At 72.9% G+C, this 16,116-nt stretch carries 18 protein-coding genes; 8 read left to right on the forward strand and 10 right to left on the reverse strand.

Annotated features, from left to right (window positions below):
• The first annotated feature begins 8 nt into the window (after window positions 1-8).
• On the forward strand, window positions 9-872 hold the full coding sequence (locus tag FR742_RS03760; protein ID WP_222708831.1) for an alpha/beta fold hydrolase: 864 nt from the start codon (window positions 9-11) through the stop codon (window positions 870-872).
• Window positions 873-997: 125 nt separating this feature from the next.
• Here the strand turns inward: FR742_RS03760 and FR742_RS03765 are convergent, their stop codons facing one another.
• From FR742_RS03765 to FR742_RS03785, 5 genes are all read right to left on the reverse strand, one after another.
• Window positions 998-1,369: a hypothetical protein gene (locus tag FR742_RS03765; RefSeq protein WP_148029614.1), complete on the reverse strand. Its 372-nt coding sequence runs from the start codon at window positions 1,367-1,369 to the stop codon at window positions 998-1,000.
• A 22-nt stretch (window positions 1,370-1,391) separates the two neighbouring features.
• Window positions 1,392-1,766, reverse strand: a complete 375-nt coding sequence (locus tag FR742_RS03770; protein WP_148029615.1) for a roadblock/LC7 domain-containing protein — start codon at window positions 1,764-1,766, stop codon at window positions 1,392-1,394.
• Between the two features lie 29 nt (window positions 1,767-1,795).
• Complete coding sequence (locus FR742_RS03775; protein WP_148029616.1) at window positions 1,796-2,596, reverse strand: MarR family transcriptional regulator; 801 nt, start codon at window positions 2,594-2,596, stop codon at window positions 1,796-1,798.
• Window positions 2,597-2,599: 3 nt separating this feature from the next.
• On the reverse strand, window positions 2,600-2,977 hold the full coding sequence (locus FR742_RS03780; RefSeq protein ID WP_148029617.1) for a roadblock/LC7 domain-containing protein: 378 nt from the start codon (window positions 2,975-2,977) through the stop codon (window positions 2,600-2,602).
• Window positions 2,978-3,148: 171 nt separating this feature from the next.
• On the reverse strand, window positions 3,149-4,378 hold the full coding sequence (locus tag FR742_RS03785) for a DUF4032 domain-containing protein (protein ID WP_148029618.1): 1,230 nt from the start codon (window positions 4,376-4,378) through the stop codon (window positions 3,149-3,151).
• A gap of 22 nt (window positions 4,379-4,400) precedes the next feature.
• Between FR742_RS03785 and FR742_RS03790 the strand changes: the two genes are divergently transcribed.
• A complete protein-coding gene (locus FR742_RS03790; RefSeq protein ID WP_148029619.1) occupies window positions 4,401-5,978 on the forward strand; it encodes a DUF885 domain-containing protein in 1,578 nt (525 codons plus the stop codon).
• Here the strand turns inward: FR742_RS03790 and FR742_RS03795 are convergent.
• Together FR742_RS03795 and FR742_RS03800 are read right to left on the reverse strand one after the other, a co-directional pair.
• The gene (locus FR742_RS03795) at window positions 5,950-6,582 is read right to left on the reverse strand and encodes a class II aldolase/adducin family protein (RefSeq protein WP_148029620.1); all 633 of its coding nucleotides are present in this window, start codon (window positions 6,580-6,582) and stop codon (window positions 5,950-5,952) included. The two genes, FR742_RS03790 and FR742_RS03795, sit on opposite strands and share 29 nt — an antisense overlap.
• Before the next feature lie 39 nt (window positions 6,583-6,621).
• On the reverse strand, window positions 6,622-7,206 hold the full coding sequence (locus tag FR742_RS03800; protein WP_148029621.1) for a TetR/AcrR family transcriptional regulator: 585 nt from the start codon (window positions 7,204-7,206) through the stop codon (window positions 6,622-6,624).
• 68 nt (window positions 7,207-7,274) lie between these two features.
• Here FR742_RS03800 and FR742_RS03805 point away from each other — a divergent pair, with 68 nt between their 5' ends.
• Both FR742_RS03805 and FR742_RS03810 read left to right on the forward strand, forming a co-directional pair.
• Window positions 7,275-8,192, forward strand: coding sequence for a carbohydrate kinase family protein (locus FR742_RS03805; RefSeq protein WP_148029622.1), 918 nt, complete (start codon window positions 7,275-7,277; stop codon window positions 8,190-8,192).
• 20 nt (window positions 8,193-8,212) lie between these two features.
• A complete protein-coding gene (locus FR742_RS03810; protein ID WP_148029623.1) occupies window positions 8,213-9,427 on the forward strand; it encodes an aminotransferase class III-fold pyridoxal phosphate-dependent enzyme in 1,215 nt (404 codons plus the stop codon).
• 4 nt (window positions 9,428-9,431) lie between these two features.
• Here the strand turns inward: FR742_RS03810 and FR742_RS03815 are convergent, their stop codons facing one another.
• Window positions 9,432-10,670: an alkyl sulfatase dimerization domain-containing protein gene (locus FR742_RS03815; protein WP_148029624.1), complete on the reverse strand. Its 1,239-nt coding sequence runs from the start codon at window positions 10,668-10,670 to the stop codon at window positions 9,432-9,434.
• A gap of 101 nt (window positions 10,671-10,771) precedes the next feature.
• On the opposite strand from FR742_RS03815, the gene FR742_RS03820 reads away from it, so the two are divergent.
• A complete protein-coding gene (locus tag FR742_RS03820; protein WP_148029625.1) occupies window positions 10,772-11,311 on the forward strand; it encodes a superoxide dismutase family protein in 540 nt (179 codons plus the stop codon).
• Here FR742_RS03820 and FR742_RS03825 read toward each other — a convergent pair.
• The gene (locus FR742_RS03825; RefSeq protein WP_187280976.1) at window positions 11,308-12,717 is read right to left on the reverse strand and encodes a serine hydrolase; all 1,410 of its coding nucleotides are present in this window, start codon (window positions 12,715-12,717) and stop codon (window positions 11,308-11,310) included. The genes FR742_RS03820 and FR742_RS03825 overlap by 4 nt on opposite strands.
• A gap of 16 nt (window positions 12,718-12,733) precedes the next feature.
• Here FR742_RS03825 and FR742_RS45570 point away from each other — a divergent pair, with 16 nt between their 5' ends.
• Genes FR742_RS45570 through FR742_RS03840 form a run of 3 tightly spaced genes read left to right on the forward strand, consistent with a single transcriptional unit; the run spans window position 12,734 to window position 15,248 of the window.
• Entirely contained in the window at window positions 12,734-12,862 is a 129-nt protein-coding gene (locus tag FR742_RS45570) for a hypothetical protein (RefSeq protein ID WP_261808346.1), read from the forward strand.
• Between the two features lie 12 nt (window positions 12,863-12,874).
• The gene (locus FR742_RS03835) at window positions 12,875-14,587 is read left to right on the forward strand and encodes a sensor histidine kinase (RefSeq protein WP_148029627.1); all 1,713 of its coding nucleotides are present in this window, start codon (window positions 12,875-12,877) and stop codon (window positions 14,585-14,587) included.
• The gene (locus FR742_RS03840; RefSeq protein WP_148029628.1) at window positions 14,580-15,248 is read left to right on the forward strand and encodes a response regulator transcription factor; all 669 of its coding nucleotides are present in this window, start codon (window positions 14,580-14,582) and stop codon (window positions 15,246-15,248) included. The genes FR742_RS03835 and FR742_RS03840 overlap by 8 nt, the downstream gene beginning before the upstream one ends.
• Here the strand turns inward: FR742_RS03840 and FR742_RS03845 are convergent.
• Window positions 15,245-16,096, reverse strand: a complete 852-nt coding sequence (locus FR742_RS03845; protein ID WP_396989216.1) for a spermidine synthase — start codon at window positions 16,094-16,096, stop codon at window positions 15,245-15,247. The genes FR742_RS03840 and FR742_RS03845 overlap by 4 nt on opposite strands.
• Window positions 16,097-16,116: the final 20 nt, after the last annotated feature.

Genomic DNA, 16,116 nt, shown 5'->3' on the forward strand with positions numbered 1-16,116 from the left:
CTAGAGCCGTGACCTCGACCGCATCGGCTCATGGAATCGACATCGCGTACGAGAGCTTCGGCTCTCCCGACGGGCGCCCGCTCCTCCTGATCATGGGGCTGGGCGCCCAGCTCATTCACTGGGACGACGAGCTGTGCGAGCAGCTCGCCGAGCAGGGGCACCATGTCGTCAGGTTCGACAACCGCGACGCCGGGATGTCCACCCACCTCCACGAGGCGGGCGCGCCCGCACCGGGCAAGCCGGCGCCCTACCTGCTGGACGACATGGCCGCGGACACCGCCGGGCTGATGGACGCCCTCGGCTGGCCGGCCGCGCACGTGATGGGCGCCTCGATGGGCGGCATGATCGCCCAGTCGCTCGCCATCCGGCATCCCGAGCGGGTGCTCACCCTCATCTCGATCATGTCGACCCCCGGTGGCGCGGTCGCCCCGCCGAGCGAGAGCGCCCGGTCGGTCCTGTTCACCAAGCCGGTGACCACCCGGGAGGAGGCCATGACCCAGGCGCTGGCGACCTGGTCGGTCATCGGCTCCCCGGGGTACGAGCTCGACCGCGAGCGTGTCCAGCGGCTGGCCGGGGAGGCGTTCGACCGCGGCCACGACCCGGCGGGGTTCGCCCGGCAGCTCGCCGCCATCATGGCGTCGCCCGACAGGACCGAGGCCCTCACCCGGCTCAACGTCCCGGCGCTGGTCATCCACGGGGCCGACGACCAGCTCGTCCCGCTCTCCGGGGGGCAGGCCACGGCAGCGGCCATCCCGGGCGCCGAGCTCAAGGTCTTCCCCGGCATGGGGCACGACCTCCCGCGGGCGCTCTGGCCGGAACTCGTCGAGGCCGTCACCAAGCTCACCGCCGGTCACGCGGGCCCGGCCCGCTGATCCCGGGACCGTTGGAAGGGGCGCACCTCGCGAAGCGCCGGGAGGCTGCCGCTCGCGAGATGCGCCCCGGCGGCGGCACGCGCTCGCCGCGCCCGGACGCGTGCCGCCGGGTTCTCGGGGGAGGGTCAGACCTCCAGCTTCTCCTCGATGCTCTTGAGATGGTGCCTGGCCAGGGCCAGGTTGGCCCGGCCGCGGTCCAGGGCCAGATAGAGGAACAGGCCCTTGCCGCCGCGCCCGGAGATCGGCCGGATGATGTGGTACTGGCCGCCGAGCGTGATGAGGATGTCCTCGATGGCGTCGTTGAGCCCGAGCGAGTCCATCGTGCGGAGCTTCGCCTTGACGACCTCGGTGTTGCCGGCCGCGGCGACCTGGAGGTCCAGGTCCTTGGACCCGCCCAGGGCGCCGAGCGCCATGCCGCTGCCATGGTCCACGATGGCGGCGCCGATGGAGCCGTCGATCGCCATCATCTCCTTGAGAGAGATGTCCATGCTGGCCATGCTTTCCTCCGATCAGGAATGGTCACTTCTTGCCTGCTGCCACCGCCGCCACCGCGGCGGCGGTCTTGCGCCCCTCCAGCCGGAGCAGCCCGAGGTTGGCGCCGGGCTCAGCCAGGACTGTGAGGACGACAGTGGGGCCGGCGGCGTAGAACGCGGCGTGGCCCGCGCTGCCGGAGACGAGCGTCTCCTCCAGGTCGCCCCGCCCGGCCAGGATCATCATGCGCCGGCTCATCGCGAGCAGCGCCGCGGCCAGCGCGGACACGTGCTCGCTGCTGTCCTCCGCCAGGTCGCAGGCGATCGTCAGCCCGTCGATGGTGGAGGCCACGCTCCCTTTGACGTCGGCCGTCCGTTCGCGCAGGAGAACCATCTCCTTGAGCACCTCTTGACGCAGTTCCACAGATGGCCTCCTCCTGCGTGAGGGGAACCTCACGTCAGCTCCTCCAACGCCTTCCTGAGCCGCAGCAGCAGCTCGATGTCCGTGGGGTCCCCGGTGACGACCGGGCCGAGCGGGCCGCCGGCGGTGGCGTCCGCCCCGTGCCGGGCGACGTCGAGCCGCTTGACCCGCCTGGGCAGCGGCTCCGTCCCCTCGGCCGCGACGATCAGGCCCGCCGCCGCCAGCCTGCGCACCGCCAGCAGGACCGCGTAACCGGACCGGCCCAGCCGCTTGGCCAGCTCCAGGGGAGTGGCCTCGCCGTCGGCCCCGATCGCCACCTCCCACTGCACGTCGCTGAGCGTCACGCTCTGCCCGGGCATCCGCCGCGCGGCGCGTACGGGGGAGGTGTCCAGGTCGGCCCGCGGCCACGTCTCGGCGAGCCGTGCCCGGCGGCGCGCGCACTCGCGCACCAGGCCGGGCACGTCGAAGTACCAGCGCCCGCCGAGCCAGTGCCCCTCGCCGGGCCGGAACCTCGGCCGGGCGCCGGTCACCGGCAGCAGGAAGAACGCCGCGTCCAGCACCGCGCCGAGCACGCAGTACTGCAGCTCGCCGAGCGTGACCCGGCCTTCCTCCAGCAGGCGCTCGGTGCCGCCGTCGGCCTGCAGCCTGCGCAGCGCCGACTCCGGCACCCGGCCACCGGCCGCGAGCAGCCGCTCGGCGCCGGGCACCTGCGCGCAGGTCATGTACGTGATGCGCCCGTCGTCGAGGTAGACGGTGCCGGCGCGGCCCACCCGCAGCGCACCGGTGGCCCGTTCCTTGGCGAGGCCGGCCAGGAGCGTGTCCAGCGACGGCATCGGTCACGCCAGCAGCTGCTCGGAGATGGTGCGCAGCCGGTGGCGGGCCAGCGCGATGTTCGACCGCTCCATGTCGAGGCGCACGTAGATCACCAGCGGCCCCTCGAACAGGGTGTCCATCAGCCTGATCAGGTGGTGTCCCTGGTCGGTGCTGATCAGCAGGTCGCCGATGCGCACGGTGTCGCCGGGACAGGCCCGCGAGAGCCCGTCCATGCTGGCCCGCAGCATCTCGGTCAGCGCCGCGGCCGCCTTGTCGGCGTCCACGCCGCGGGGTTGCCCGCTGAAGGACACGGCCATGCCGCTCGTGTGATCCACGAGCATCGCGTCGAGCGCTCCCGGTATGGCCATGACTTCGGTCAGGCAGCTGTCGAGTGCGAGCACGGTGGCCTCCCTCGCCGTCATGCGGACGCGGACAGCTTAGGGATGCCAGAAGAGACGGAAATGAACGGCGATAACGTGAGCCGCACCGAGATGAAGTTGTCTACGGCTGAGGCGAAGAAAAACCCTACTGAGAGGGATAATCCCGCGATTTATGAGGAAATGACAAAGGCCTCAGGGAAGGTTATTCGCATTCGGTTCCGTCGCCTCATCCGGAAGGAGCGCCTTCTCGTCGGGCTTGAAGACCAGCACCTTGTCCACGTACGACTTGACCGCCGCGGCCAGCCCCACATCGCTCCCGGCCGCCTCCGACAGGTACCACCGGTGGTCGAGGATCTCGTGGAACAGCTGCGGCGCCTCCAGCTTGCCGCGCAGCCCGGCCGGGATGGCCGCGATCGTCGGCTGGAACACCTCGGCCAGCCAGCGGTGCGCCACGATCGCCTCGTCCTCGTGCCGCAGCCCCACGGCGACCCGGAACCCGTCGAGGTCGTTGAGCAGCCGCCTGGCCTGGTTCTCCTCCGCGTCCAGGCCGGTCAGCCGCAGCAGGCGGCGCTGGTGGTGCCCGGAGTCGACCACCTTGGGGCGGACGATCAGCCGGCCGGTGCCGACCTTGCGCCGCACCATCATCTCGGCCACGTCGAACCCGAGCAGGTTCAGCCGCCGGATCCGCTGCTCCACCCGGTGCCAGTCGACCTCCTCGATGATCTCGTCCTGGGTCAGCTCGGCCCACAGCCGGTGGTAGCGGCTGACGATGTCCTCGGCGGTGTCCATCGGGTCGATCGACGGATGGAGCAGGCCGCCGGCCTCCAGGTCGAGCATCTCCCCGAAGATGTTCAGGTGCGCCGCGTCGATGTCGCCGAGCCGCTGCCCGTCGCTGAGCATCGGGTGCATCTCGCCGGTCTCGGCGTCGACCAGGTAGGCGGCGAACGCCCCCGCGTCGCGCCTGAACAGCGTGTTCGACAGCGAGCAGTCGCCCCAGTAGAACCCGGTGAGATGCAGCCGCACCAGCAGCACGACCAGCGCGTCCATCAGCCGGGTGAGCGTGTCGGGGCGCAGCGTCCCGGACATCACGGCCCGGTACGGGAGCGAGAACTGCAGGTGCCGGGTGATCAGCGCCGCGTCCAGCCCCTCCTCGCGGCCGGTGACGTAGGCGACCGGCTCCACGGCGGGCGCGTCCAGCCTGGCCAGGTCCCACAGGAGCTGGTACTCGCGCCTGGCGTACCGCTCGCTGATTTCCTTGATCGCGTAGACCTTGCCGCCCAGCCGGGCGAACCGCACGACGTGCCGCGAGATGCCGCGCGGCAGGTCGACGAGGTGGTGCTGGGGCCACTCCGCGAGCGGCAGCTCCCAGGGGAGCCGGATCAGGTCGGGATCGCCTAACGCGCCGGTGATCTGAAGGGGCATTCGCCAAGGATATGGTGCATCGGTGGACGAGTTTCTCAGGTGGTACTTTTCCCGGCGTCCGGTCCTGGCGAGCACCTTGGGCGCCGGGGGCTACGACCACGCGCTCGGCGACTTCTCCGCCGCCGCGTTCGCCGAGCGCGAGCGCGAGGAGGCCCGGTGGCTGGCGCGGCTGGAGGCCGGCGAGACGGGCGACCCGATCGACCGCGACCTCGTGATCTCCCAGCTCCGCGGCGCGGTCGCGCTGGCGGAGTGGCCCGACTGGCGGCGCGACCCGGCCGTCTACCTGTCGGCCGTCTTCACGGCCCTGTTCACGCCGTTCCAGCACCGGCTCAAGCCGGAGCCCGAGCTGGTGGCCGCCGCGATCTCCCGGCTGGCCGAGGTGCCCGGAGTGCTGGCCGCCTGCCGCGCCAACCTCGACCCCGAGCTGGCCGCGCCGCTGATCGTGCGGCGCGGGCTCGGCCAGGCGCGCACCGGGCGCGCCTTCCTCACCGAGACCGTCCCCGGCATGGTCGGCGACCCGGACCTGCGGGCCCGGCTCGCCGAGGCCGCCGAGCCGGCCGCCGCCGCGTTCGACGAACTGGTCGCGTTCCTGGACGGCTTCCAGTGCGGCGGCACCTGGCGGATGGGCGAGCGGCTCTACTCGCGCCTGCTGCGCGAGCGCGAACTGCTCGGGTACGGCGCCGCCGAGCTGCACGAGAAGGGCCGGGCCGCCTGGGACGAGCTGGACGGGCGGATGCGCGAGGTCGCGGTACGGGTGAGCGGCTCGCCCGACTGGCGGGCCGCCATGGAGACGCTCATGGACGACCACCCCGGCACGCTGGAGGGGATGCGGGCCGAGTACGAGGCCGAGACCCGGCGGGCCAGGGAGTTCGTCCGCGAGCGGGACCTGGTGACGTTCCCCGAGGGCGAGGAGTGCCTGGTGCTGCCGTCGGCGGTCTACAGCCGGCCCGTCGTGGCGGTGGCCCACTACCTGGCGCCGCCGCCGCTCAGCAGCTCGCGCACCGGCGTGTTCTTCGTGCCGTACACCCCCGACCACTTCACGCCCGAGCAGGTGCGGCAGCGGCTGCGCACCAACAGCCGGGCGCAGATGCCGTCGATCGCGGTCCACGAGGCCTACCCCGGCCACCACTGGCACCTGGCGACCCTGGCCGCCAACCCGCACCCGGTGCGCAAGGTGTTCCGCACCCCGTACTTCACCGAGGGCTGGGGGCTGTACGTGGAGAAGCTCCTGCACGAGCAGGGCTACTTCGGCACGCCCGCCACCGAGCTGGCCCACCTGGACTTCCGGATCTTCCGGGCGGCCCGCATCGTCGTGGACACCGCGCTGCACTGCGGGGACATGACGACCGAGGAGGCCGAGACGTTCATGGCCACCAAGGCGTCGCTCTCGCCCGGCACCGCGCAGGGCGAGGTCAGCCGCTACTGCGCCTGGCCCACCCAGGCGCCCTCGTACCTCACCGGCGCCATCGAGATCGAACGGATCCGCGCGTCGTACACCGGCTCGCTGAAGTCCTTCCACGACCGGATCGCCGGCTCCGGCGGGCTGCCGACCGGGCTCGCCGAGCGGGCGCTCAACGGCGGGGGAACTCCGGCGGGTTGAGCGCGCGCTCGACCACGGCGGCGAGCTGCTCGTCGGTGAGCACGGCCGGCTCGCCCACGCCCAGCGCGCGCACGTACACCTCGCACAGCCACTCCAGCAGCCGGGTGGCCTCGAACGCCTCCTCCAGCGTGGCGCCGATGGTCACCCCGCCGTGGTTGGCCATCAGCGCCGCCCGCTTGCCCTCCAGCGCCGCCCGCACGCTCGCGGCCAGCTCGTCGGTGCCGTACGTGGCGTACTCGGCGACCTTGACCACCCCGCCCAGCATCAGCGCGTTGTAGTGGATCGGCGGCAGCTCGGTCTTCGTGGTGGCCACGACCGCGCCGAACACCGAGTGGGTGTGGACCACCGCCCGCGCGTCGGTGGTGCGGTAGATCGCCAGGTGCATCGGCGTCTCCGAGGACGGCTGCGCGTCACCTTCCAGGAGATGGCCGTCGAGGTCCACGACCGGGCACGACTCCGGGGTCAGCCGGTCGAGCGCCACCCCGGAGGGGGTCACCGCCACCCGGTCGCCCTCGCGCACGCTCAGGTTGCCCGACGTCCCGATGACCAGGCCCAGCTCGACGGCGCGCCTGCCGTACGCGCACAACTGCTCGCGGAGGCTCATGGCGGCAATGTAGTCGGTCGTCCGAAATGCGGCAACGAGTCAGAGCCCGTCGAGGTGCTGGAGCAGGAGTCGTTCCAGGTCGACCCGGCGCAGCCGGTCCGGATAGAGCAGCAGGTGCAGGCTCAGGCCGTCGACCAGGGCGAGCAGGTGCTCGGTCACGTCGTCGAGGTTCTGCCCGGTGGTCAGCTCGCCCGCCGCGCTCGCCCGGCCGAGCAGGTCGCGCACGGCGGCGCGCAGCTCGGCCGCCTCCGACCGCTGCACCTCGGCCAGCCGCTCGGAGGCCAGGCTCCGGCTCCAGAAGCTCACCTCCAGGCGGGTCTCCTGGGTGCGCTCGGCGTCGAGCGGCAGGTTGTCGAGGAGCAGCTCGCGCAGCGCGGCCAGCCCAGAGACGCCCTCGACCTTGCGGGACAGCCGGTCGCGGATGCGCTCGTGGGACTGGCTCAGCGCCGACAGCAGGATCTCGTCCTTGTCGGTGAAGTAGTGGGCCAGGACACCGTTGGAGTAGCCGGCCTCCTTGGCGATGGCGCGGGTGGTGGCGGCGTCGATGCCGTCTCTGACGATCACCCGGCGGGCGGCTGACAGCACCTCGCGCCTGCGCTCGTCGTGGTCCACGATCTTCGGCATCGGCATGCCCCCTTCCGTGTTCGCTCCAGCATATTGACTTTTTAGTCGGACGTCTGTCTATTTAAACCATGACCGTCGTCACCGTCGGCGTGCACATCGTCGACATCCTCGCCAGGCCCGTCTCGCACATCCCCGACGGGCAGGACACCGTGCTCGTCGACGAGATCCGGCTCACCGCCGCGGGCTCCGCCGCCGGCACCGCCGTCGACCTGGTCAAGCTGGGCAACGAGGTCGTCACCATGGGCGCCGCCGGCGACGACGAGCTCGGCGACTTCCTCGTCGCGGTGCTGGCCAAGCACGGCGTGGACGTCTCCCGGCTGGTCCGCCGGGCGGGGGAGCGCACCGCCGCCTCGATCCTGCCGATCCGGCCGGACGGCGGGCGCCCCAGCTTCCACGTCCCCGGCGCGAACCTCGGCGTCACGCCCGCCGACCTCGACACCGATCTGCTGCGCCGGGCGCGGGCGATCCACCTGGGCGGCGTGGACGTCACCTTCGCGCTCGCCGACCCCGCCTTCTTCGCGCTGCTCGACGAGGTCAGGGCCGCCGGCACGGTGGTCACCATGGATCTGCTGTCGGAGATGCCGGACCTGCTCGGTCTGGCGCGGGCGTTCCTGCCGCACGTCGACTACGTGCTGCCGAACGAGAGCCAGGCCCGGCTGATGGCGGGCGCCGACGACGTGCGGGAGGCCGCCGGGGCGCTGCTGGCCGAGGGGCCGCGCGGCGTGCTCGTCACGCTGGGCGAGGCGGGCAGCCTCGTGGTGACCGGCGCGGGCGCCGAACGGGTCCCGGTCGTCAAGACGGAGGTGGCCGACACCACCGGCTGCGGCGACGCGTACTGCGCCGGGTTCGTCACCGGCCTGCTGCACGGCGAGGACGTGCCCACCGCCGCCCGCTGGGGCACCGCCGCCGCCTCCCTGGTGGCCACCGGGCTCGGCTCCGACGCCGGGCTCACGGACCTCGACGCCGTGCTGGCCCTCCTCGACTGACCACCCCTTAGGAGTCTCCGATGACAGACGCCGAACTCCGCGCGCGGGCCGCCAAGGTCGTCCCCGGCGGCATGTACGGGCACCTCAACGCGGCCATCTTCGCCCCCGGCTACCCGCAGTTCTTCGAGCGGGCCGAAGGCTGCCGGCAGTGGGACGCGGACGGTCGCGCGTACATCGACTTCATGTGCAGCTGGGGGCCGGTCGTGCTGGGCCACCGCCACCCCCGGGTGGAGGAGGCCGCCGCCCGGCAGGCCGCTCTCGGCGACTGCCTCAACGGCCCCGGCCCGATCATGGTGGAATTGGCCGAGCTGCTGGTGGACACGATCCCGAGCGCCGACTGGGCGATGTTCTCCAAGAACGGCACCGACGCCACCACCCAGGCGCTCATGGTCGCCCGCGCCGCCACCGGCCGCACCAAGGTGCTCCGCGCGCACGGCGCCTACCACGGGGCCGACCCGTGGTGCACGCCCTCCACCGCCGGCACCACCCCGAACGAGCGGGCCGACCTGGTCGAGTTCGACTACAACTCCCTGGAGTCGCTGGAGGCCGCCGCCGCGAGCGCGGGCGACGACGTGGCGGCGATCATCGTGACGCCGTTCAAGCACGACTCGTTCGAGGACCAGGCCCTGGTCGAGCCCGCCTTCGCGCGGGGCGCGCGGGCGCTGGCCGACCGGCTCGGCGCGGCGCTGGTGATCGACGACGTGCGCGCCGGGTTCCGGATCGACCTGCGCGGGTCGTGGGAGCGGTACGGAGTGCGGCCGGATCTGACGGCCTGGTCCAAGGCCATGGCCAACGGCTACCCGATCGCCGCCCTCACCGGCGTCGACGCGCTGCGGGGCGCGGCCCAGACGCTCTACACGACCGGGTCGTTCTGGTTCTCCGCGGTCGCCATGGCGGCGGCCAAGGCGACCATCGAGACCCTGCGCGACACCGACGGCATCGCGGCGATGGAGCGCGCCGGCACCCAGCTCAGGGAGGGCCTGTACGCGCAGGCCAAGGCGCACGGCTTCGTGGTGAACCAGACCGGCCCGGTGACGATCCCGTGGCTCAGCTTCGACGGCGACGCGGACCTGTCGGTCGCCCTGCACTGGAGCGACGCCTGCCTGCGGCACGGCGTCTACCTGCACCCCTGGCACAACTGGTTCATGTCGGCGGCCCACACGGAACAGGACGTGGCCCTCGCGCTGGAGGGCACCGACCGGGCCTTCGCCGAGACCCGGTCGCACTTCGGCTGACCGGTCAGGAGCCGGCCCGCTCCGCCGACTCGGAGGCGGCCCAGGTGAAGACGCCCTTGGCCATGAGGGACGCCTCGCGGGCGGCGCGGGCGGCGAAGACGTCGGCGCGGACCCGGTGGACGCCCGGGTCGTCAGGAGCGGCGAGCGCGGCCATCTCGGCGAAGTGGCCGGCGAGCCGCTCGTCGCCGTCCGCGAGCGCCTTCACGGCGGCGTCCGCGAGCTTCCCGGCGCCGCCCGCCAGGTCCGCCACGGCCCGGGCGAGCACCGCGTCGGGAGCGGGCTTGAGGTTGGCCGGGTTGCCGTCGTACCAGCCGCCGTAGAGCCGCCAGAGGTTGCGCACCACGAACTCCGGCTCGTCGTAACGGGCCCGCAGGTACGGCCGGTCGGCCAGGTGGCCGGGCGGCCGGACGGCGTGCACGATCTCGTCCAGCCGGGCGCCCGCGTTGAGCAGGCCGAGCGTCTGGGTGACCAGCGACTCCAGCCACTCGGCCGTCTCCAGCAGCGCCTGCCGGATGCGGTCGCGGCCGAAGATCGGGGCGCCGTGGCTGGGCAGCATGATCTCGGCGTCGAGCGCGGCCATCCGGCGCAGGGCGTGCACCCACTCGCGCGGGTAGCGCTGCGCCTTCTGCGGGTTGCCGCAGTTGGGGGTGACCCAGATGAACAGGTCGCCGGGCAGCAGCAGCCGGTGCTCGGGCACGTACGCGACCGTGGCGTCGTCGGTCTCGCCCTTGGCGTGGAACAGGTCGAAGGTCAGCCCGCCGAGCCTGACGGTGAGCGCGTCCCGGTAGGTGACGTCGGGGTGGCGGTACTCCGAGGGCCACTGGAGGCCGGGGAGCTGGAACTGCCGCTGGTTGATCACCGCGTTGTAGCCGCTGGTCAGCAGGTAGCGCTGGAACCTCGGCACGACGGCCTCGTGCGCGTACACCGTCGCCCGGGGCCCGGACTCCTCGAACGGCCCGGTGCCGAAGACGTGGTCGATGTGGCCGTGCGAGTAGAACGCGGCCGTCAGCGGCGCCCGGGTCCATCCCCGCACGTCCTCGTACAGCTTGCCCGCCGAGAACGGGCTGCTGGTGTCCCAGAGCGCCAGGTGCCCCTCCGTCTCGAACGCGATCACGTTGCCGAATCCGGGCCACCACCCCAGGCCGTCGGCGACGGTCATCACACCCCTGCCGGACAACCCGGGATCCGCGATGCCGTCGCCGGTCTCCCCACGCCACACGCGGTCCGCGTACTCCTCCATCATGGTCCCACTCTGCTTCTAGAATTCGGTTCTAGGCAAGGGGGACAAGGACACGAATCTTCAAACACGATGCGTAGTCACTCGGTTACTGATATGAGTGGGGCATGCCCACACGCCTGCCCGTCATCCTGCTCGCCCTGCTCGTGGCCGGTTGCGGCGCCAGCCCGCCGCAGCTCGCCCACACGGAAGGCCAGCCGGCCACCACGCTCAACGGCAGCGGCGAGTTCACCGTCGCCGGCGCCTCCGCGGTCGCCTATGACCGGAAGCTGGCGCCCGAAGGCGCCCAGGCCAGCGTCACCGCCGAGTCGTCCGGCGGCCAGACGATCACCTCTCTGGTGGTCGAGGGCTTCCGGCCGAGTCGTGGCTACGGCGCCCACCTGCACACGAAGCCGTGCGGGAAGACCGGCGCCGACGCGGGCCCGCACTACCAGCACCGGCCCGGCCCGGCCAGCGCCGACAACGAGATCTGGCTCGACCTCAAGACCGACGCCACCGGCGCCGGCCGGGCCACCGCCCGCCACCCGTGGGGCTTCGACCCGGCCACGCCGCCCCGCTCCCTGGTGCTGCACTCCAAGGAGACCACGGCGACCGGCCCCGACGCGGGCAACGCCGGTGACCGGATCGCCTGCCTGACGATCAGCTAGCCCCGCGCCGCCAGCGCGAACGCGCCCCGCGCCGCCAGCGCGAACGCGCCCCGCGCCAGCGCCAGGAACTCCTGGCCGGTCTTCCCGTCGTCGAACGGCGCGTCCGGATTGACGCCCATCAGGGTCACGGCGTACGTCCTGCCGTCGGTGGTACGGGCGCGGAAGCCCATGTCATACACCCCGGGCTCGGAGCCGCCCTTGAACCACACCGACCGCCACCGGTCCGGCGGCAGCCCGAGCCCCGCGTCGTTCGCCGACATGATCTCGTCCACCCGCTCGTCGCCCAGCCCGGAGAGCGCGGCGTGGGCGCGGCAGACGTCCTCCGGTGACGCGAACCACTCGATCGTGTCGAGCTCGCGCGGGTGGGTCCACGGACGGATGTCCGAGAGCGGCACCTTCGCCACGACCTTCGCCAGATAGTCGCGCCTGTCCCGGGTGTTCATCGACAGGTAGCGCTCGGCCAGCTCCGGGTAGCGGGCGCCCTTGAGCACGAACAGCTCCCTCGTGGTCAGCAGCGGCGTGTTGCGCCGGTCGTGGCCCTTCGTCCAGGAACGCATGGTGCGCTCCACGGCCTCGCGTCCCGCCTTGCGGATGAGCAGGTCGGTGGCGGTGTTGTCGCTGATGGAGATCATCAGCCTGGCGGCCTCCAGCACGGTCACCCGGCTCCCGTCGGGGCGGTCCTGGAGCTGCCCGGTCGGCAGGCTCTTCACGTCCGCCGTGATCGTCAGCTCGGTGTCCCAGCCGTAGGCGCCCTTCTCGATCTGCCCGGCGACCGTGCCGAGCACGTACAGCTTGAACATCGAGCCGAGCGGGCGGCGCACGTCCGCCGCGACGCCGCGCACGGTGCGGCAGGCGCGGCCGTCGACCCGCGCCGCGACGAACCCGGCCCGCGGCGCGACGGCGCGCAGCCGCCGCTCCAGCTCCTTCCAGCTCTTCGGCGCGGGCTGCGGGGCTGGCGCCTCGGTGAGCCGCATCCCGTTGATCAACCCCGCGCCGTCGACCGACAACTCCAGCAGGAACCGCTTGCCGCCCGACTCCACGCCCGCCACGAGCGCGGCGGCGTGCGCCACACTCACCGCCCGCAGGCTCAGGTCCGGGTACGCGGTCAGCACCGCGTCGAACTGCTCGGCCGGGACCGCCGCGAGGAACTCGGGGGCGATGCGCGTCCTCAGCTCGCTCTCCCCGACCGGCGCCCTGGTGGAGGCGTCCAGCACCCAGCGCAGCGCGTCCCCCAGAGGCGTGTCCGGGATCTCGACGGGCGTCGCCGTAGACGTGGCCGCAGGCGTCGCGGTCGCCGTCGCGGCAGTGGCGACCGGTGGGACCGCCGCGGCGGTGGCGACCGGCGCGGCGCACGCCGTCAGGCTGACGGCGCAGGCGGCCGCCAGGAGTGATACGCGCCTTCTCATGAAAGATCCTCCTCGCGTGGACGTGCCCCCAGCCAAGCCGGGCGGCGCCGCCGCGCCCACCGGGCAGGCCACCGTCCCGCGGGGTGGGGATGGCCGCACCGACTGTGCGGTCAACCTCATGGACGCAGGTCAGCTGCCTTTGTGACGATGAGGGGCGATGCGTACGAATCTGGCGGCCGGGCTGATGGCCCTGATCGCGGCCGCGGGTCTGGTGGGCGGGTCGCTCCTGGAGGGCTTCACGGTCTGGCACGTGGCGTTCGTCGCCGTCGGGCTGGTCCTGCCGGTGCTGGGCTGGCTGCTGGCCGCCCGCCGGCCGGACGTGCCGTACGGCCGGCTGCTGCTGGCCGCCGCGGTGTGCTTCGGCGCCGGCATCTTCGGCGTCGGCCTGGTCGGCCGCGTGCCCGGGCTCGCGGCCCCTTCGATGGTCGCGATGGTCGTCTTCTACGCGCTGACCTGGGTGTACGTCCCGCTGCTGTTCCCGGAGGGCAGGCTGCCCTCGCGCCGGTGGCGGCCCGTCGCCTGGGGCGCGGGCGTCGCCGCCGCCGTGCACGCCGCGGGGGTGCTGATGGCGCCCCTCTTCCTCGGCGGGTCTCCGGACGTGACCGATCCCGTGCAACTGACCGGCGTTCTCGCCGCCACCGTCGGCCAGCTCACCGTCTGGGTCGCCGGCTGGGTGGTCCTCGGCGGGCTGGTGCTGCGCTGGCGCCGCAGCCGTCCGCCGGAACGCTCGCAGTACGGCTGGATGGTCGCGGGGACCACGGCCACCCAGGTGGGAGTGCTGCTGGCGTACTTCTTCCTCTTCGGAGGGGTCGCCCTGCCGGTCGTCGGCGTGGCCGGGGCGCTGGCCATGCTGGGGGCGCTGCCCGGCGCGATCGTGGTCGCGGTCGTCCGCCACCGCCTGCTCGACCTCCGCGTCGGCCTGCGCGGCTCGCGGCTGCTGCTGGTGTTCGACGTGCGGCCGACCGTGCAGGAGGTGCTGTCCAGCCTCGGCCCGGAGCTGGAGGACAGCCGGGAGCCCGTCGAGCAGCTCGGCAGACTGGCCATGGCCGTGCGCACCGGCCTGGAGACCCGCTGGGCCGCCGTCACGCTCGCCGACGGCCGCCGGGTGGTCTCCGGGCCGGAGGACGGTCCCGCCGCGATCACCCTGCCCGTGCTCGGCGGGCAGGGGCGGATCGAGTGCGGCCCGCGTGCCCACGGCCGCCTGTCCGGCGAGGACCGGCGTTTCCTGGAGGCGCTGGCCGTACCCGCCGGGCTGGCCATCCAGAGCGCCGGGCTGGCCACCCGCCTGGTCAACGCGCAGGAGGCCGAGCGGCGGCGCATCGAGCGCAACATCCACGACGGCGTGCAGCAGCAGCTCGTCGCCCTCATCGCCGGCATCGAGCTGGCCCGCGCCACCGGCGGCGGCACCGGGACGCTCGGGAACCTCCGCGAGCAGGCCCGCCAGACCCTCGCCGACCTGCGCGAGCTCGCGGCGGGCATCCACCCGTCGGCGCTCAGCCAGGGCGGCCTGGTGGAGGCCGTCGAGGAGCGCTGCGCCCGGCTGCCGGTGCCCGTCCAGGTGCTCGCCGGCCGGGAGCTGCGGGCCGAGCGGTTCCCCGACGAGGTCGAGGGCGCGATGTACTTCACGGTGAGCGAGGCCGTCGCCAACGCGCTCAAGCACGCGGGGGCGGCCAGGATAGAGGTGCGGCTGTCCCGGGAGGAGGGGCGGCTCGGCGCCACGGTGACCGACGACGGCACGGGGTTCGAGGCGCGGCCCGGCGTGCTCGCCACGCTGGCCGACCGGCTCGACGCGCTGGGCGGCGGGCTGCGGGTCGAGAGCGCGCGCGGAGAGGGGACACGGGTGGACGCGTGGGTGCCGGTCGATGGGTGACGCGATCAGGACGGTCCTGGCCGACGACCACTACCTGGTGCGCGAGGGCACCCGGCAGCTGCTGGAGACGTCCGGCGGGGTCACCGTCGTCAGCGCGGTCGGCGACGCCGACGAGCTGCTCGACGCGGTGCGCCGGCTGCGGCCCGACGTGGTGGTCACCGACATCAGGATGCCCGGCGGCGACTGGCGGCAGGGCTTCGAGGGCATCGACGCCGCGCACGCGGTGCGGGCGGCGCACCCGGGGGTCGGCATCGTGGTGCTGTCGCAGTACTCCGACGCGCTGTCCGCGCTGGAGCTGTTCAAGCACGGCACCGAGGGCTTCGCCTACCTGCTGAAGGACCGGGTCGGCGACCTGGACGAGCTGCTCGGCGCGATCAGGGCGGTGGCCTCCGGCGGCTCGGTCATCGACCCGAAGGTCGTCGAGGGCCTGATGGCGAGACACGACCTGCGCGGCGAGCCGGAGTCGCTGACCCCGCGCGAGCGCGACGTGCTCCGCGAGATGGCCCACGGCCGCTCCAACGGCGCCATCGCCAGGGCCCTGCACCTGTCGGTGTCGTCGGTGGAGAAGAACGTCAACTCCATCTTCACCAAGCTCGGCCTGGAGGCCAGCGCCGACGTGCACCGCAGGGTGGCGGCCGTGCTCGCCTACCTGAGGCCCTAGCCGAACACCGCCGGCGGTGGCACCGGTGCGAGCACCGCGTCGCCGTCCTTGATCGGGGCGGCTCCGGCGACGAAGTTCTCCAGCGCTTCCCCGTACACGCACCTGGCCTGGGTGAGGCCGCCGGCGGCGCGGCGGGTGAGCGGGTCGAGCGGCAGCTCGGCGCGCGAGGCGGCGACGATCAGGTTGCCGAACCGGCGCCCGCGCATCACCCCGGGCTCGGCCAGCAGGGCGACGTGGCGGAAGGCGCCGGTGACGGTGGCGAGCAGGCGCCTGGCGAAGGCCAGGCCCTTGCCGTCGGCCAGGTTGATCAGCAGCGTGCCGGAGGGGCGCAGGACGCGGGCGACGTCGCCGAGATACTCCACCGTGGCCAGCTCCACCGGCATGGTGGCGCCGGTGAACGCGTCCAGCACCACGAGGTCGGCCGAGGAGTCCCAGACCTTGGCGGTGCCCTCCCGGCCGCCCGCGATGATCATTTTGAGCTTGGGCACCGAGCGCAGGTCGAGCTGCTCGCGTACCAGGTTGACCAGGAGGCCGTCGGGCTCGATCACGATGTGCCGGGAGCCCGGCCGGGTGGCGGCGACGTAGCGGGGGATCGTGCAGGCGCCGCCGCCCACGTGCACGCAGCTCAGCGGGCCCTCGTCGAGCAGGTCGATGACGTCGGCCATGAGGCGGACGTATTCGAATTCCAGAAATGTCGGGTCTTGTAGGTCCACATAGGACTGAGGTACGCCATCCTTGGACAGCACCCAGCCGTCCTGCCTGTCCAGGTCCCGGAGCAGCTCCACCTCGCCGAAGGTCACCGGGTACTGGCCGGGCATCGGTTCCCTCTGTCCACGTGCCACGTTCATCTCCTCCTGGGAGAACCGTA

Source organism: Nonomuraea sp. C10 (assembly GCF_008017515.1).
Taxonomy (GTDB): domain Bacteria; phylum Actinomycetota; class Actinomycetes; order Streptosporangiales; family Streptosporangiaceae; genus Nonomuraea; species Nonomuraea ferruginea.

Coding starts and splice junctions, on each gene's coding strand:
- FR742_RS03765 (WP_148029614.1), bottom strand. CDS start 1,369: ATGGCCAGCATGGACATCTCTCTCAAGGAGATGATGGCGATCGACGGC.
- FR742_RS03775 (WP_148029616.1), bottom strand. CDS start 2,596: ATGCCGTCGCTGGACACGCTCCTGGCCGGCCTCGCCAAGGAACGGGCC.
- FR742_RS03785 (WP_148029618.1), bottom strand. CDS start 4,378: ATGCCCCTTCAGATCACCGGCGCGTTAGGCGATCCCGACCTGATCCGG.
- FR742_RS03795 (WP_148029620.1), bottom strand. CDS start 6,582: ATGAGCCTCCGCGAGCAGTTGTGCGCGTACGGCAGGCGCGCCGTCGAG.
- FR742_RS03800 (WP_148029621.1), bottom strand. CDS start 7,206: ATGCCGAAGATCGTGGACCACGACGAGCGCAGGCGCGAGGTGCTGTCA.
- FR742_RS03805 (WP_148029622.1), top strand. CDS start 7,275: ATGACCGTCGTCACCGTCGGCGTGCACATCGTCGACATCCTCGCCAGG.
- FR742_RS03810 (WP_148029623.1), top strand. CDS start 8,213: ATGACAGACGCCGAACTCCGCGCGCGGGCCGCCAAGGTCGTCCCCGGC.
- FR742_RS03815 (WP_148029624.1), bottom strand. CDS start 10,670: ATGATGGAGGAGTACGCGGACCGCGTGTGGCGTGGGGAGACCGGCGAC.
- FR742_RS03820 (WP_148029625.1), top strand. CDS start 10,772: ATGCCCACACGCCTGCCCGTCATCCTGCTCGCCCTGCTCGTGGCCGGT.
- FR742_RS03825 (WP_187280976.1), bottom strand. CDS start 12,717: ATGAGAAGGCGCGTATCACTCCTGGCGGCCGCCTGCGCCGTCAGCCTG.
- FR742_RS03835 (WP_148029627.1), top strand. CDS start 12,875: ATGCGTACGAATCTGGCGGCCGGGCTGATGGCCCTGATCGCGGCCGCG.
- FR742_RS03840 (WP_148029628.1), top strand. CDS start 14,580: ATGGGTGACGCGATCAGGACGGTCCTGGCCGACGACCACTACCTGGTG.
- FR742_RS03845 (WP_396989216.1), bottom strand. CDS start 16,096: ATGAACGTGGCACGTGGACAGAGGGAACCGATGCCCGGCCAGTACCCG.